The following is a 13,753-nucleotide window of genomic DNA, read 5'->3' as shown; positions in this document are numbered from 1 at the left end:
GTGGGTATCAGCGCAGGGTGGCCGTCAGATGCGGATACCCCTTCTTCGGGTTCAGCAATGCCAGGTCCCAACCGCCGTCGACCTGATCGGCGTACACATTCACTGTGGACGGCAGCAGAATCGGCTTACCGAATTTGACCGCGTAGCTGGCCTTTTCGGGAATCCGCCCCTCCACATTCGAGAGGATGTTCGCAGCCGACCACATGCCGTGCGCGATCGCTTTCGGGAAGCCGAATGCCTTGGCGCCCAATGCCGAAGTGTGGATCGGGTTGTGGTCACCGGAGGCGGCCGCGTAGCGGGTGATCGTCTTTTGATCCACCCGAACGGTGCGCATCGGCGGCGGCGGAACCTCTTCCGGCTTCGGCTCACCCTTCGGCTCACCCGAGAGCGAGGTGCGCTGCTGGTGCAGGAAGGTGGTGACCTGACGCCACACCAGCTCCCGGCCGACATTCACCTCGGTGATCGCATCTACCAGCAGGCCCTTCGGGTGCTCGCGCAGATTCTCGATGTGCGTGGTGAAGTCCAGCGGCTCGCTGACCGAGATCTCGCGACCGCGCTCGATGAGATTCTGCGCATGCACCGCACCCACCGCGACGAACGGAAAGTCCCGGGCCACAACGAGTTGCATCGCCAGCGGGAAGCTGAGGATGAACGGGTAGGTCAGCGGCAGCGAGTCGCCGAACCGCAGTCCGGTCGCCCGGCAGTACGCGGCCAGGTGATCCGGATCCACGCGCAGGCCCTCCAGCCGGACGACGCGGTCGGGCAGCGTCGATTTGCGCCCCGAGACCAGTGGCACCGGCACCGCACCGAGCGCGGCCTTGACGAAAAGGCCGCTGTTCTTGGGAGGTTCGGTGAGCGTGATCGTCTCGGTCATCATGCTCCGATCAGGCTCTGACCGCAGACCCGAACCACATTGCCGCTCACCGCATTCGACGCCGGGCTGGCGAAGTAGGCGATGGTCTCGGCGACGTCGACGGTCTGTCCGCCCTGCAGCAGCGAGCTCATCAGCCGACCGGCCTCACGGGTGGCCAGCGGAATGGCCGCGGTCATGGCGGTTTCGATAAAACCGGGCGCGACGGCGTTGATGGTGATGCCCTTCTCGGCCAGCTTCGGCGCCTCAGCGTTGACCATGCCGATGACACCGGCCTTTGACGCGCCGTAGTTGGTCTGGCCGCGGTTACCGGCGATGCCCGCGATGGAGGACACGTCGATCACCCGGCCGCCCTCCTTGAGGGCGCCACGCGCTACCAGGCCCTCGGTAATGCGGTGCGGCGCGGCGAGATTCACGTTGATGACCGACTTCCAGCGGCCCTCGTCCATATTGGCGAGCAGCTTGTCGCGGGTGATACCGGCGTTGTGCACGACGATATCGATGCCGCCGAAGCGTTCGGTGGCGAATTCGGCCAGCTTCTCGGCGGCGTCGGGTGCGGTGACATCGAGTGCGAGCGCGGTGCCGCCGACCTTGTTCGCGGTGGCCGAGAGCGCCTCACCGGCGGCCGGGATGTCGGCGACGATCACGGTCGCGCCGTCGCGGGCGAATACCTCGGCGATGGTCGCGCCGATGCCGCGCGCGGCGCCGGTGACCACGGCGACCTTGCCGTCGAGCGGCTTGTCCCAAGCGGCCGGAGCGACCGCGTCGGCCTTGCCGACCCGGATGACCTGACCGTCGACGAAGGCCGACTTGGCCGAAAGCAGGAAGCGCAGTGTGGATTCCAGACCGGACGCGGTGGCGGAGGCCTCCGGGTGCAGGTAGACCAGCTGAGCGGTGGCGCCGCGCAGCAGCTCCTTGGCGACGCTGCGGGTGAAGCCCTCGAGCGCGCGCTGGGCGATCTGCTCGTCCACACCCGCGGTCAGCTCGGGGGTGGTGCCGATGACGACGATGCGACCGGACGCCGCGACGCTGCGCATGGCGGGCTGGAAGAATTCGAACAGCTGCGAGAGATCCTCGACCGTGCCGATGCCGGTCGCGTCGAATACCAGTGCGCCGTACTTCTGACCCGAGGCGGGCGCGTCGGCGAAGGTGTAGTCCGAAAGCAGGGTACGCACCGGTTCGGCGACGCGGCCCTTGCCGCCGAGCAGCACCGGACCGGGCAGCGGCGGCTCACCGGCCCGGTAGCGGCGCAGGTTCTCCGGCTGCGGCAGGCCCAACTTGCTCGCCAGGAATTGGCCAGGAGCGGAGTGTACGAACGATCCGTAGAGGTTGGGAGCACCCTTGCTCTTGTTGGCTGCCACTGTTTCTCCCTTTTCTCGTGTGTCGTGGTTTCGGCCCGCCGGTGGCTGCGCTGCCGAATGGTCTGCATGCCCCGGCGCGAATTTACGCAGACTTGCGGGGTACGGTGTCGACAACAAACTTACTCCAGAGTAAGTTTAAAGTAAACCAACCGCGACGGGGCGCCGATCTGCGCGGACATGTCCGTGTCGAACGGCCCACCGGGCACCCGACGAGACCTTGGAGACTCGAGTGACAACCAAAGCCCGTTCAGCGAAGAGCACGGCAAAGAAGGGCCCGCGCCCGGTTGCGATCGTGGGCGGCAACCGGATTCCGTTCGCCCGCTCCGATAAGGCCTATGCCCACGCCTCCAACCAGGACATGTTCACCGCCGCGCTGGACGGTCTGGTGAGCCGGTTCGGCCTGCAGGGCGAACGCCTGGGCATGGTCGTCGGCGGCGCGGTGCTCAAGCGTGTCGGCGAGCACGGCTTGGTCCGCGAGAGCGTGCTCGGCAGCAAGCTCAGCCCCTACACCCCGGCTCACGACCTCCAATTGGCCTGCGGCACCGGCCTGCAGGCGATCGTCACCGTCGGTGACGCGATCGCCGCCGGTCGCATCGATGCCGGTGTCGGTGGCGGCACCGACACCACCTCCGATGCCCCGATCGGGGTCAGCGAGTCCATGCGTGAGTGGATGCTCGACGCCAACCGCGCCAAGAGCAATAAGGACCGCCTCAAGCTGGTCGGGCAGCTGCGTCCCGCCATGCTCGGTATCGAGATCCCGCGCAATGCCGAACCGCGCACCGGTCTGTCGATGGGTGAGCACGCCGCCATCACCGCAAAGGAATTCGGAATTGCGCGCGAGGCCCAGGACGAACTGGCCTACCTGTCGCACAAGAATATGGCCGCCGCCTACGACCGCGGCTTCTTCGACGATCTGATCACCCCGTTCCTCGGCCTGACCCGTGACGACAACCTGCGTCCCGGTTCGACGGTGGAGAAGTTGGCCACCCTCAAGCCGGTGTTCGGCAACAAACTGGGTGATGCCACCATGACCGCCGGTAACTCCACCCCGCTCACCGACGGCGCGTCCGCGGTGCTGCTGTCGAGCGAGGAATGGGCCACCGAGCACAACCTGCCCGTGCTCGCGCATCTGGTCGACTCCGAGGTCGCCGCGGTCGATTACATCCACGGGCCCGACGGCCTGCTGATGGCGCCGACCTACGCGGTGCCGCGCCTGCTGGCCCGAAATGGCCTGACCCTGCAGGACTTCGACTACTACGAGATCCACGAGGCCTTCGCCTCGGTGGTGCTGGCCACCCTGCAGGCGTGGGAGTCGGATCAGTACTGCAAGGAGCGTCTGGGCCTGGACGGCGCGCTCGGTTCGATCGATCGCAGCAAGCTGAATGTCAACGGTTCCTCGCTCGCCGCGGGTCACCCGTTCGCCGCGACCGGCGGCCGCATCGTCGCCTCCACCGCGAAGATGCTGGCGGAGAAGGGATCCGGCCGCGCGCTGATCTCCATCTGTGCCGCGGGTGGACAGGGCGTCGTCGCGATCCTGGAGCGCTGAGCGCTCCCCCGCCTCGCTCCCCCGCCTCCCCGGATATTTAGGCGCCGGACTCGAGTGCCATGACGGTGGCGTTTGCGTCTGGCAGGTAGGTGGTGGTCGGGCTAGCCCGTACCCGATGAGTTACCCATGTGCTTACGAGATCAGCTGTCGCCTGCGAGAAGGCTGACGTGAGCTCGAGGCAGGGGTGGTATTTGGTCGCAGGGGCGGTATTCGGTTGTTTCTTCGATCGAATACCGCCCCTGCTGTTCAATCGTTTGCTGCGGCACGATCGGCGACGAGTTCGCGGGTGGTGTCGGCGAGTCGATTCGCCGGAACCTCCACGGCGCCTTCGGCATTGATGATGACCACGGTCGGATAGATGCCGCGGGTGAGGTCCGGGCCGCCGGTGGCGGTGTCGTCCTCGGCGGCATCGAAGAGCGATTCGACGGTGATGCGCAGCGCCTGATCCTCATCGATGCCGCGGCTGTAGGTCTTCTTCAGCGAGGACTTCGCGAACAGCGAACCGGAACCGACTGCGGTGTACCCGAAGCGTTCCTCACTGCGACCGCCGACGACATCGTAGGAGAAAATCCGACCGACCTTCTCGGGATCGGTGGCGCTCAGGTCGTAGCCGACCAGCACCGGGACCACCGCCATATCCTGTAGTGCGGCAGGCAGATTGTCGCGCACCATCTTCGACAGCTTGTTCGCCTTACCCTCGAAGGTCAGCCCGACACCCTCGATCTTCTCGTAGTGTTCGAGCTCGACCGCGAACAACCGGATCATCTCGATCGCCATGCCCACGGTGCCCGCGAAACCCGCCGCCGAGTAGGTGTCGGTGATGAACACCTTCTCCATATCCCTGCTGGCCAGCAGATTTCCCATGGTGCCGCGCCGGTCACCGGCGAGTAGCACGCCGCCGCGGTAGGCGACGGCCACGATCGTGGTGCCGTGCGGCGCGATGTCCTGCCCGTGCGCCGTGGCATTGCCGAAATCGCTGCCGGGCAGGAGTTCCGGGGCGTATCGGCGCAGGTTCTCCGAGAAGGAAGACGTCGCGTACTCCATAACGTCCACCGTAACGACTTCTCGCCCGGGCGTCAGCGCACCAGACTTCCGCGGACGGCGAATCCGACCAGGCCGGGACCGCGGTGAATCCGTCACGGGCGCGCGGTGTCCCCTCGCCCGCGGAAAGTCCGGTGCGCCACAGCCGTTCGCTCACGCCGACCTCGATCGCGGCCTTGGGCAGTACCCGCAGTGCGAGGCGGGTCGAGTAGGCGAACGAGCCGAGCTGCGCCAGGGCCATTTTGTCTGAGACGGTGAGTTACGGGTCGTCCTACTCCGGGGGCAGCTCGATGTGACCGCCGAAGGCCTTGCGCATGGCCGAGAGCATCTTGTCCGCATACAGCGCCTCGCCACGCGAGGAGAACCGCGCGAACAGCGCCGCCGCGAGCACCGGTGCGGGGACGCCGGTATCGATCGCGGCGTCGAGGGTCCAGCGACCCTCACCGGAGTCCGATACCCGCCCGTCGAAGGATTCCAGGGTCGGATCGGCGTAGAGCTCGCTCGCGGTGAGGTCCAGCAACCACGAGGCGACCACCGAACCGCGCCGCCACACCTCGGTCACCTCGGGCACGTCGATGTCGTATCGGTACCACTCGGGATGTTCGAGCGGGGTCTCCTCGGCGGAGGCCACGGCATCGTGGGTCGCGCCGATATTGGCCTTGTGCAGGATGTTCAGGCCCTCGGCGTAGGCGGCCATGGCACCGTATTCGATGCCGTTGTGCACCATCTTCACAAAATGGCCTGCTCCGGCCGGTCCGCAGTGCAGATAGCCCTGTTCGGCAGGTGAGGGCTCGCCCGTGCGGCCCGGCGTCCGCTCGGCCGCCTCGACCCCCGGAGCGATGGACTTCAGCAGCGGATCCAGATACGCCACCGGCTCGGCCTCGCCGCCGATCATCAGACAGAAGCCCCGGTCCAGTCCGAAGACGCCGCCCGAGGTGCCGATGTCCACATAGTGGATGCCCTTGGGTTTCAGCGCCGCGGCGCGTGCGATGTCGTCGTGATAGCGGCTGTTGCCGCCGTCGATGATGATGTCGCCGGGCTCGAGCAACTCGGCGACCTGGTCGATCACCTGACCCGTCACCGCGGCCGGGATCATCACCCAGACCACCCGCGGGGTCTCCAGCCGGGATACGAAGTCCTGCAGATCGGTGGACCCCTGGAAACCATCGCTGCCCAGTTCGGCGACGAGCGTGTCGATGGTCTTGGGTCTGCGTTCATAGCCGATGGCGGTATGGCCGTCCTTGACTATTCGGCGCACGATATTGCCGCCCATCCGACCCAGGCCGATCATTCCCAGCTGCATTCCATCCATCTCCCTCGTCGCCTGTGGAGCCCTGGTGGTAGGAAGTTTCAGCTCGATTGTCCCGCGGATGTGTAACGCGCGGTGCGCCGGACCAGATAAACGTGTTGGCTCCGCGAAGTTGCCAGACCCCCGACCCGGCAACTTCGCGGGGCCCTTCCATGTGTGGCGTGGTCCGTTGCACGGGATTTGCTGAAGGACCGCGCTGTGCTGACGATGTCGGTGGAGACCACTATCGTTGGCGGGGCTCGCACCGTGCGAGCTCCTTACAATCGAGCGGGGAGGACGGTTCGTGACGAGCGAATCGAGTACCGGGCGGCCAGGTCGACACGAAGGCGGCCAGGTCGGACTACGACAGCTCCTCGACTCGGCTCGATCCTCGACACCGCAGCAGCCACCGCCGCCGCGCACGGTTTCGCAGCAGGAGTCGGGCGCGGATAAGGCCCCGCAGCCGCCGAGGCCACGGTCGGCGCAGCAGCAACCGAGGGCCTACGAGGCGGCGGCCGAGTCCGCGGTACAGCCTCAGCAGCCGACTCCGTCGGGACATCAGGCACCGGGGTGGGCTGGGGATTCCATGCCGACCGAGCCGCTGCGGACAACTCGGCGACCCAAAGCAACCGCGCCCACCGGTGGGCAGCGGGGTCGCGCACCCGAACAGCCGTCCAGACCGAGCGGGCTGAGATCGCCCATCGTCAAACGCATCGGCATCGGCGTCGGCGCACTGATAGCGGTTTGCGGTCTGGCTTACGTTGCGGACCTTGTACTTTCGTCGGGCCACGTACCGCGCGGCGTCGTCGTGGCCGGTATCGATATCGGCGGCAAGGACACCGCGGCCGCGGAGGCCCAGTTGCACACCGCGCTGGATCCGCGCGTCGACCAGGAACTGCCGCTGCAAATCGGCGACGTGCAGACCAGGCTCACCCCCAAAACCGCCGGCCTGGGGGTGGACTGGGATGCCACCTCGGCCCGCATCGGCGGCCAGCCGCTCAATCCGTTCACCAGACTGACTTCGCTGTTCGGCACGCACACGGTGCCGGTCGCGAGCACCGTCGACGACAAAGCACTCGACGCTCAGCTCACCGCCCTGCGCGTGCACGATCGCGCGACCGTCGAGGGCACCATCGCCTTCGACGGCGCCCGCCCGGTCGCCGTGCCGCCGGTGCCCGGTCGCATCCTCGATGTTCCGGCCGCGCGCACCGCACTCATCGAAAACTGGTATCTCGGTGCGCTGCTGGATCTTCCGGAGACCGCCGCGCCCATTGCGGTGCGCGTGGAAGCGGTCGAGCAGGCTCTGCACACCATTGCCGAACCGGCGGTGAGTGCGCCGATTGTGTTCGCGGGCAAGAACAACGCGGCGGGAAAGCTGGAGCCGGAGCAGATCGCGTCCATACTGTCCTTCGCCCCCGATGGCCAGGGTGGCCTCGCCGCGAGCTTCAACCAGGATGTCGCACTCGGGATGCTCGGTCCGCAACTCGCGCCATCCGAGGTCGAGGCCAAGGATGCGACCTTCGCCGTGACCGGGTCTGCCGCGACGGTGGTTCCGGCCGTGGTCGGCGACAAGATCAATTGGGCGAAGACGTTCGAGCAGTTGCCGAATCTCGTCGTCGCCCCGCAGGAGCGCATCGCACAGGCCGTCTACGAGAAGGTGGATCCCAAGCTCACCACCGAGGCCGCCAACGCGCTCGGCGTCACCGAGGTTATGGGCCAGTTCACCACGAGCGGCTTCAGCGGGCCGTCCGGTGTGAATATCCGCGTGGTCGCCAAGAAGGTGAACGGCGCCATCGTCAAGCCGGGAGAAACCTTCTCGCTCAACGATTTCACCGGACCGCGCGGCACCGCCGAGGGGTACGTCGAATCCGGCATCATCGACCACGGTCGCCCGAGTACCGCGGTCGGCGGCGGCATCAGCCAATTCGCGACCACCCTTTACAACGCCTCCTATTTCGCGGGCATGGAAGATGCCGGTCACACCGAGCACAGCTACTACATTTCCCGCTATCCGGCGGCCCGCGAGGCCACCGTTTTCGACGGCGCCATCGACCTCAAGTTCCGCAATAACAGCCAGTCCGGTGTCTACATCGAAACATCGACGACCGACTCCGAGGTCACCGTTCGCCTGTGGGGCACCAAGACCGTCAATGTCGAATCCATCACCGGCGAGAAGACCAAGCCCACCGAGCCGTCCACGGTCAAACTCCCCAAGGGCAAGGACTGCATCGCCACCGAAGGTGCACCGGGCTTCACCATCTCCGATACGCGAGTCATCACCGACCGCAAAACCGGTCGCGAAATCTCGCGCAGCACGCGGACGGTGAAGTACGACCCGGTACCTGTCGTGAAATGCGAGTAGTCAACTCCTACAGCGGGGTTCGCATCAGCAGCACGTTGTACTGGTTCCATACCGACAGCAAGAAGTACAGGTCACTGCCGGTCTGATACGGGAAGATCATCGGCGCGTAGGCGCTCGGCAGCGCGGTGCCGTCGACGAGCACCTCCGACTCGCTCCATGGTCCTTCCGGCGCCGACGCGGTGCGCATCACCACCGAATTCCGGGAGTCCGTGGTGAGCATGATGAATTTGCCGAGATGCTCATTCCACATGACCGACAGTTCGCTGACATCCCCGACGATCGGTGTGGCGTCCTTGGCCTCGGGCTTCCACTCCTTGCCGTCCCAGTACTCGTAGCGATCGAGATCAGCGATATCGGATTCCATTGCCCGCGAGACGAATCCGGGATTCAGCCGACCCGCCGGAGTGCCGTAGCGGTAGACGTAACCGGCGTCCTTCAGGAAGGCGTTCTGCTGAAAGTTCTGATGGCCGTCCACATTCGCGCGCCGCGTCGTGGTCAGCGGGGCCCAGGTCCGCCCGCCGTCGCCGGAGGCGGCGAGGGTGGAGAAGTTGGTCGTCCACTTGCCGTGCTCACCCCATTCGCGCACCGACATCAGGCTCATGTACTGCACCCCGCCGACCGAAATGCCCGCTGTCGGAATGAGACTGATCTCGATACCGGGAATCTTCGGGCTCGGCAGCGGATTGGTCACGGCGCCGTCGAAGGAAATCCCGTGCGACGGATCCTTGGTCGAGCTGCGGAAAAGTACCTGGCTGCTCCAGGCGAAGACGCTGCCTACGAGCAGGTTTGGGAAGCCGAGGCCCGCACTGTCACCGAAGGCGGTGATCATCCGGCCGTTGCCGTCGTCCCACATGACGCCGAGGTCGGTGCCGAGCACATTGACGTTCTGGGTGCGATTGGGGCTGTCCATACCGGTCATCTGGAAGACCGCCTGGGTCAGTCCGGGTAAGCGTGGCAGGCCGCGTGGCTGTCCGTTGATGCCGGGGATGGGGTTGATGCCGGGAATGGGGATCAAGAAATTCGAATCGGCGGCGGCCGGTCCGGCCAGCGCGACCGAGAGTACGGCGGCGAGTACACCGGCTCTGGTGAGTGCGGACAGCGATCGGTTCATCCGGACGACCCCTTCTTGCGTGCGGTCTGCCCGGTCATTGTGCCCCGTTTCGTGATCTATGTCCGGCTCGTGCGTGCTGGAGCCCGACATGTGATCATCGCTACACTGAAGATCACCAGGAGACGGGGGTTCCGGCAGGGGCTGGCCTGTCACCGCTGCTTAATGGTCGCTCGAAATGGCAAAGCTGTTCGGTATCCAGCAGGATTTCGTGAACGCTAGGCGGTGGCTCCATGGGTGACAGTCGCGCGATACTTCGCAGTTGGTGGCGCGATCCAGCGCACTATCGCTGGTTCGTGCGAACACTCGAATCTCATTCCGGGCTGCAGCTGATCAAGGCGATCGTCGGCGCGGGCGGTGCGATCATGCTCGTGATCAACCTACTGATCTGGATGTCGCCCGCCGGTCCGAATGGCACGGTGAACCGCACCATCTTCGCAGCGGCCGGTGTGACAGCAGTGGTGTGGACGGTTCGCTGGTGGCTGTTTCCGTGGCCCCGTGCCATCACGTCACTGGCCCTGTTGACCTGGGCGGATGTCGCGATCACGGCATCGTGCCTGGTGGACAGTGATCGGGTGTACGGCGCATTGAGCGCGATGCTGCTCGTGGTTACCGGCGCTTACATCACGTTCTTCCACAGCCCGAAGGCGCTCGCCGCGCACGCCGGATGGTCGTTGCTCACGGTGGGTGCGCTGGCCGTATTGCTGGTCACCGATGCGCAGAGCAATGATCTCGCGCTGGCCGGCGCGATGGTCTTGATCATGGTCGCGGCCATCGTCGTGGTGCTGCCCGCGTTGCAGTTCTGCTATTGGGTGCTGCGCATCGATGTGCTCTCGGATCCGTTGACCACGCTGCTGAATCGCCGCGGACTCGACTACTACGTGCACCGTTCGCGATACCAGCGCCATCTGTGTGTGATCACCCTCGACCTCGACCACTTCAAGGCGGTCAACGACACCTTCGGCCACACCATCGGTGACGAGGTGCTGGTCTCGACGGCCGCGCGGTTGCGCGCCGCGGCCGATCCCGATGCCGTGGTCGCCCGCACCGGCGGGGAGGAGTTCGCGGTGGTCGATCAGTTGGATCGTGCGGCCGCGATGAGTCTGGCCGAGCGATTGCGCCTTGCCGTGGCGGAGACGCCCGGCATATCCGTCACCGTCACGGCCAGTGTTGGTGTCGCGGTGTGCGACGGCGGTACGGACGCGGGACGGCCGCGATTGCTGCTGCGCTGTGCTGACAACGCGATGTATCAGGCGAAACGGCTGGGCGGCAATACCGTTGTGCTGGCGGAGGATCCGGAACAACCGACGATCCATCTCGCTGAGCCCGCCCGAGAGATGGTGCACCGCACCAAATGACACCAGCGGCCCCGGAGACTCCGGGGCCGCTGGTGTGCGAAACCTATTGGTTGACTTCCTCCCTGCGGCTGAAGCCGGGGGATTCCAACCGGCGCTAGAACCAGTTGGTACGGTACTTCCTCGCGGGTTCCCGCTGGTTCCTGCTTCGTAGACCGCCCAACGGCAAGGTCTCCACAGGCTGTCACCACCTGCCCGGCGGCGAGAACACCGACCTCGACTTGGCTATCGCCGAATACCGATGAGCGAATCGGAGGCTAGCAGAGAAAACCCATTGCGGGGCAAGAACATGCGGGATCGATGCGCTTACCCCACGGATGAATCCGGGGGTAAGCGCGCTACATTTCTCCGATCAGAACGCCGCTTCGTCCAGCTCCATGATGTCGTTGTCGAGGTTGGACAGGATGGCGCGGGTCGCGGTCAGCTCCGGCAGCACATTGCGTGCGAAGAACTGCGCAACGCCGACCTTGCCCTTGTAGAACGCCTCATCGGCACCGGTGGCGCCATTGTCGAGCGCCTTGATGGCGATGTCGGCCTGACGCAGCAGCTGCCAGCCGATGAGCAGGTCACCGACGGAGAGCAGGAAGCGCACCGAACCCAGACCGACCTTGTACAGCTCCGACGGCTGCTCCTGGGCGCCCATCAGGTGCCCGGTCAGGGTCGCGGCCATGGCCTGCACATCCTCGAGCGCGGTGGCGAGCAGCTTGCGCTCGGCCTTCAGCCGGCCGTTGCCCGCCTCGGACTCGATGAACTTCTGCACCTGGCCTGCCACGTGGGCCAGTGCGACGCCGCGGTCACGGGCGATCTTGCGGAAGAAGAAGTCCTGCGCCTGGATCGCGGTGGTGCCCTCGTAGAGCGAGTCGATCTTCGCGTCGCGGATGTACTGCTCGATCGGGTAGTCCTGCAGGAAGCCGGAGCCACCGAAGGTCTGCAGCGATTCGGTCAGGTACTGGTAGGCCCGCTCTGATCCGACACCCTTGACGATCGGCAGCAGCAGATCGTTGACGCGGAAGGCCACATCCTTATCGGCACCGGAGACCAGTTCGGCGATATCCGCATCCTGGTGCGCGGCGGTGTAGAGGTAGATGGCGCGCAGACCCTCGGCGTAGGCCTTCTGCAGGGCCAGGCTGCGGCGCACGTCCGGGTGGTGGGTGATGGTGACGCGCGGGGCGGCCTTGTCGGTCATCTGGGTCAGGTCCGCACCCTGGACGCGCTGCTTGGCGTAGTCCAGCGCGTTCAGGTAACCGGTCGACAGGGTCGCGATGGCCTTGGTGCCCACCATCATGCGCGCGTTCTCGATGACATCGAACATCTGCGCGATGCCGTTGTGCACCTCGCCGACCAGCCAGCCCTTGGCGGGCACGCCGTGGCCGCCGAAGGTGACCTCACAGGTGGCCGAGACCTTGATGCCCATCTTGTGCTCGACATTGGTGACGAAGACACCGTTGCGGTCGCCCAGGGTCTGGGTCTCGAAGTCGAAGTGCCACTTCGGCACGTAGAACAGCGACAGGCCCTTGGTGCCAGGACCAGCGCCCTCGGGGCGGGCCAGCACCAGGTGCATGATGTTCTCGAACAGGTCGTCGGAGTCACCCGAGGTGATGAAGCGCTTGACGCCCTCGATGTGCCAGGAGCCGTCCTCCTGCTTGATCGCCTTGGTGCGGCCTGCGCCGACATCCGAACCGGCATCCGGCTCGGTCAGCACCATGGTGGCGCCCCAGTTGCGATCGGCGATGATCTGCGCCCACTTCTTCTGCTCATCGGTGCCGTTGTTGTAGAACACCTGCGCGAAGCCCGCACCGGCGGCGTACATCTGAGCCGGCGGGTTGGCGCCGAGGATCATTTCGCCGAGCGCCCAGGAGACGGCGCTCGGGGCGCCCAGGCCACCCAGCTCCTCGCGGACGGCGACCTTGGCCCAACCGGCGTCTTCCAGCGCGCGGTAGGACTTCTTGAACGATTCGGGGAGAGTGACCGTGTGGGTCTCGGGATCGAAGGTCGGCGGGTTGCGGTCACCGTCGACGAACGAATCGGCCAGCGGACCCTCGGCCAAGCGACGCACCTCGTTGAGCATCTCCTTGACGGTCTCGCTGTCGAGATCGCCGTAGGCGTCGCTGTCGAGGATGGCGCCGAGGCCGAGTACCTCGAAGAGGTTGAACTCCAGGTCGCGTACGTTGCTCTTGTAGTGGCCCATGTCTGTTACTCACTCTCCGTTGAGTTGGTGCGGTCGGTTGGTTGCCGTTCCCGCCCGTTGTCCGTCCACCGGGTAGCCGTGCCGGTTTTCCGCATGCTACTCGCGGGTAACTTATGTGCCATATTACCGGTCGGTAATGGGGTCGCAAAGGCTCGAGCGGGCAATGTGACGCGGAAAACACTCGAGGGCGTTGCCGTTTGTCTACGGCTCGCGTAGTAGTCGGTTCGAGGCGGGTGGCAGTGGGTTTCGAGTGGCTGTTGTGGTTCAAGTGGCCTGTGTTGCATCGGATGGGCCTGGCTGCGACGGCGTGGCAGATGCGTCGGTGTGGCTAGGCATTCGGTGTTGTCGGGCGGGGTGGGGCGTTCCGGGCGGTGGGTGCGATCGGATTGCTGGGGGGTAAGGCGCTGCGGGGTGGCTGGGCGTCTCCGGATAGCTGGGGACTACCGTGGAAATGTGCGAATCGAGACGAGCGCCGGGCCCGCGGAGATCGAACTCGACAAGCCGCGCAAAGCTGCGTTCCTACTGCTGCTCACGCACGGATCCGGCGGCGGTGTCGACGCGAAAGACCTGCTCGCGGTGCGCGACTGCGCCTACGAACTGGGCGCGCGGTGGCGCGGGTGGTGCAGCCATACC

The 13,753-nt window shown here is 65.7% G+C and carries 9 protein-coding genes and 1 pseudogene; 4 read left to right on the top strand and 6 right to left on the bottom strand.

The window, feature by feature from the left end:
- Window positions 1-7 precede the first annotated feature (7 nt).
- Together ON44_RS31995 and ON44_RS31990 are read right to left on the bottom strand one after the other, a co-directional pair.
- Window positions 8-874, bottom strand: a complete 867-nt coding sequence (locus ON44_RS31995; protein WP_083898256.1) for a MaoC/PaaZ C-terminal domain-containing protein — start codon at window positions 872-874, stop codon at window positions 8-10.
- Window positions 874-2,232 carry a 3-oxoacyl-ACP reductase gene (locus ON44_RS31990; protein ID WP_040697124.1) on the bottom strand — a complete coding sequence of 453 codons (1,359 nt, stop codon included), beginning with the start codon at window positions 2,230-2,232 and terminating at the stop codon, window positions 874-876. The genes ON44_RS31995 and ON44_RS31990 overlap by 1 nt, the downstream gene beginning before the upstream one ends.
- A 229-nt stretch (window positions 2,233-2,461) precedes the next feature.
- Between ON44_RS31990 and ON44_RS31985 the strand changes: the two genes are divergently transcribed.
- On the top strand, window positions 2,462-3,778 hold the full coding sequence (locus tag ON44_RS31985; RefSeq protein WP_040697153.1) for an acetyl-CoA C-acetyltransferase: 1,317 nt from the start codon (window positions 2,462-2,464) through the stop codon (window positions 3,776-3,778).
- A gap of 246 nt (window positions 3,779-4,024) precedes the next feature.
- Here the strand turns inward: ON44_RS31985 and prcB are convergent, their stop codons facing one another.
- Together prcB and gnd are read right to left on the bottom strand one after the other, a co-directional pair.
- On the bottom strand, window positions 4,025-4,822 hold the full coding sequence (gene prcB / locus ON44_RS31980) for a proteasome subunit beta (RefSeq protein ID WP_040697122.1): 798 nt from the start codon (window positions 4,820-4,822) through the stop codon (window positions 4,025-4,027).
- A gap of 268 nt (window positions 4,823-5,090) precedes the next feature.
- Window positions 5,091-6,122 carry a phosphogluconate dehydrogenase (NAD(+)-dependent, decarboxylating) gene (gnd, locus tag ON44_RS31975; RefSeq protein ID WP_040697151.1) on the bottom strand — a complete coding sequence of 344 codons (1,032 nt, stop codon included), beginning with the start codon at window positions 6,120-6,122 and terminating at the stop codon, window positions 5,091-5,093.
- Window positions 6,123-6,411: 289 nt separating this feature from the next.
- Between gnd and ON44_RS31970 the strand changes: the two genes are divergently transcribed.
- Window positions 6,412-8,469 (top strand): VanW family protein, encoded by a 2,058-nt coding sequence (locus tag ON44_RS31970; protein ID WP_040697120.1) that lies wholly within the window; start codon window positions 6,412-6,414, stop codon window positions 8,467-8,469.
- 7 nt (window positions 8,470-8,476) lie between these two features.
- Here ON44_RS31970 and ON44_RS31965 read toward each other — a convergent pair whose 3' ends face one another.
- Window positions 8,477-9,580 (bottom strand): glycoside hydrolase family 183 protein, encoded by a 1,104-nt coding sequence (locus tag ON44_RS31965; protein ID WP_040697118.1) that lies wholly within the window; start codon window positions 9,578-9,580, stop codon window positions 8,477-8,479.
- Between the two features lie 293 nt (window positions 9,581-9,873).
- On the opposite strand from ON44_RS31965, the gene ON44_RS31960 reads away from it, so the two are divergent.
- A complete protein-coding gene (locus tag ON44_RS31960; RefSeq protein ID WP_245567419.1) occupies window positions 9,874-10,935 on the top strand; it encodes a GGDEF domain-containing protein in 1,062 nt (353 codons plus the stop codon).
- Between the two features lie 349 nt (window positions 10,936-11,284).
- Here ON44_RS31960 and ON44_RS31955 read toward each other — a convergent pair whose 3' ends face one another.
- Entirely contained in the window at window positions 11,285-13,120 is a 1,836-nt protein-coding gene (locus tag ON44_RS31955; protein ID WP_040697114.1) for an acyl-CoA dehydrogenase, read from the bottom strand.
- A 453-nt stretch (window positions 13,121-13,573) separates the two neighbouring features.
- On the opposite strand from ON44_RS31955, the pseudogene ON44_RS31950 reads away from it, so the two are divergent.
- Window positions 13,574-13,753: pseudogene (locus ON44_RS31950) on the top strand (hypothetical protein); the annotation flags it as partial.

This window comes from Nocardia vinacea NBRC 16497, from assembly GCF_000308835.1.
In the GTDB taxonomy this organism is placed as follows: domain Bacteria; phylum Actinomycetota; class Actinomycetes; order Mycobacteriales; family Mycobacteriaceae; genus Nocardia; species Nocardia vinacea.
This window is presented reverse-complemented; position numbering and strand designations above follow the sequence as displayed.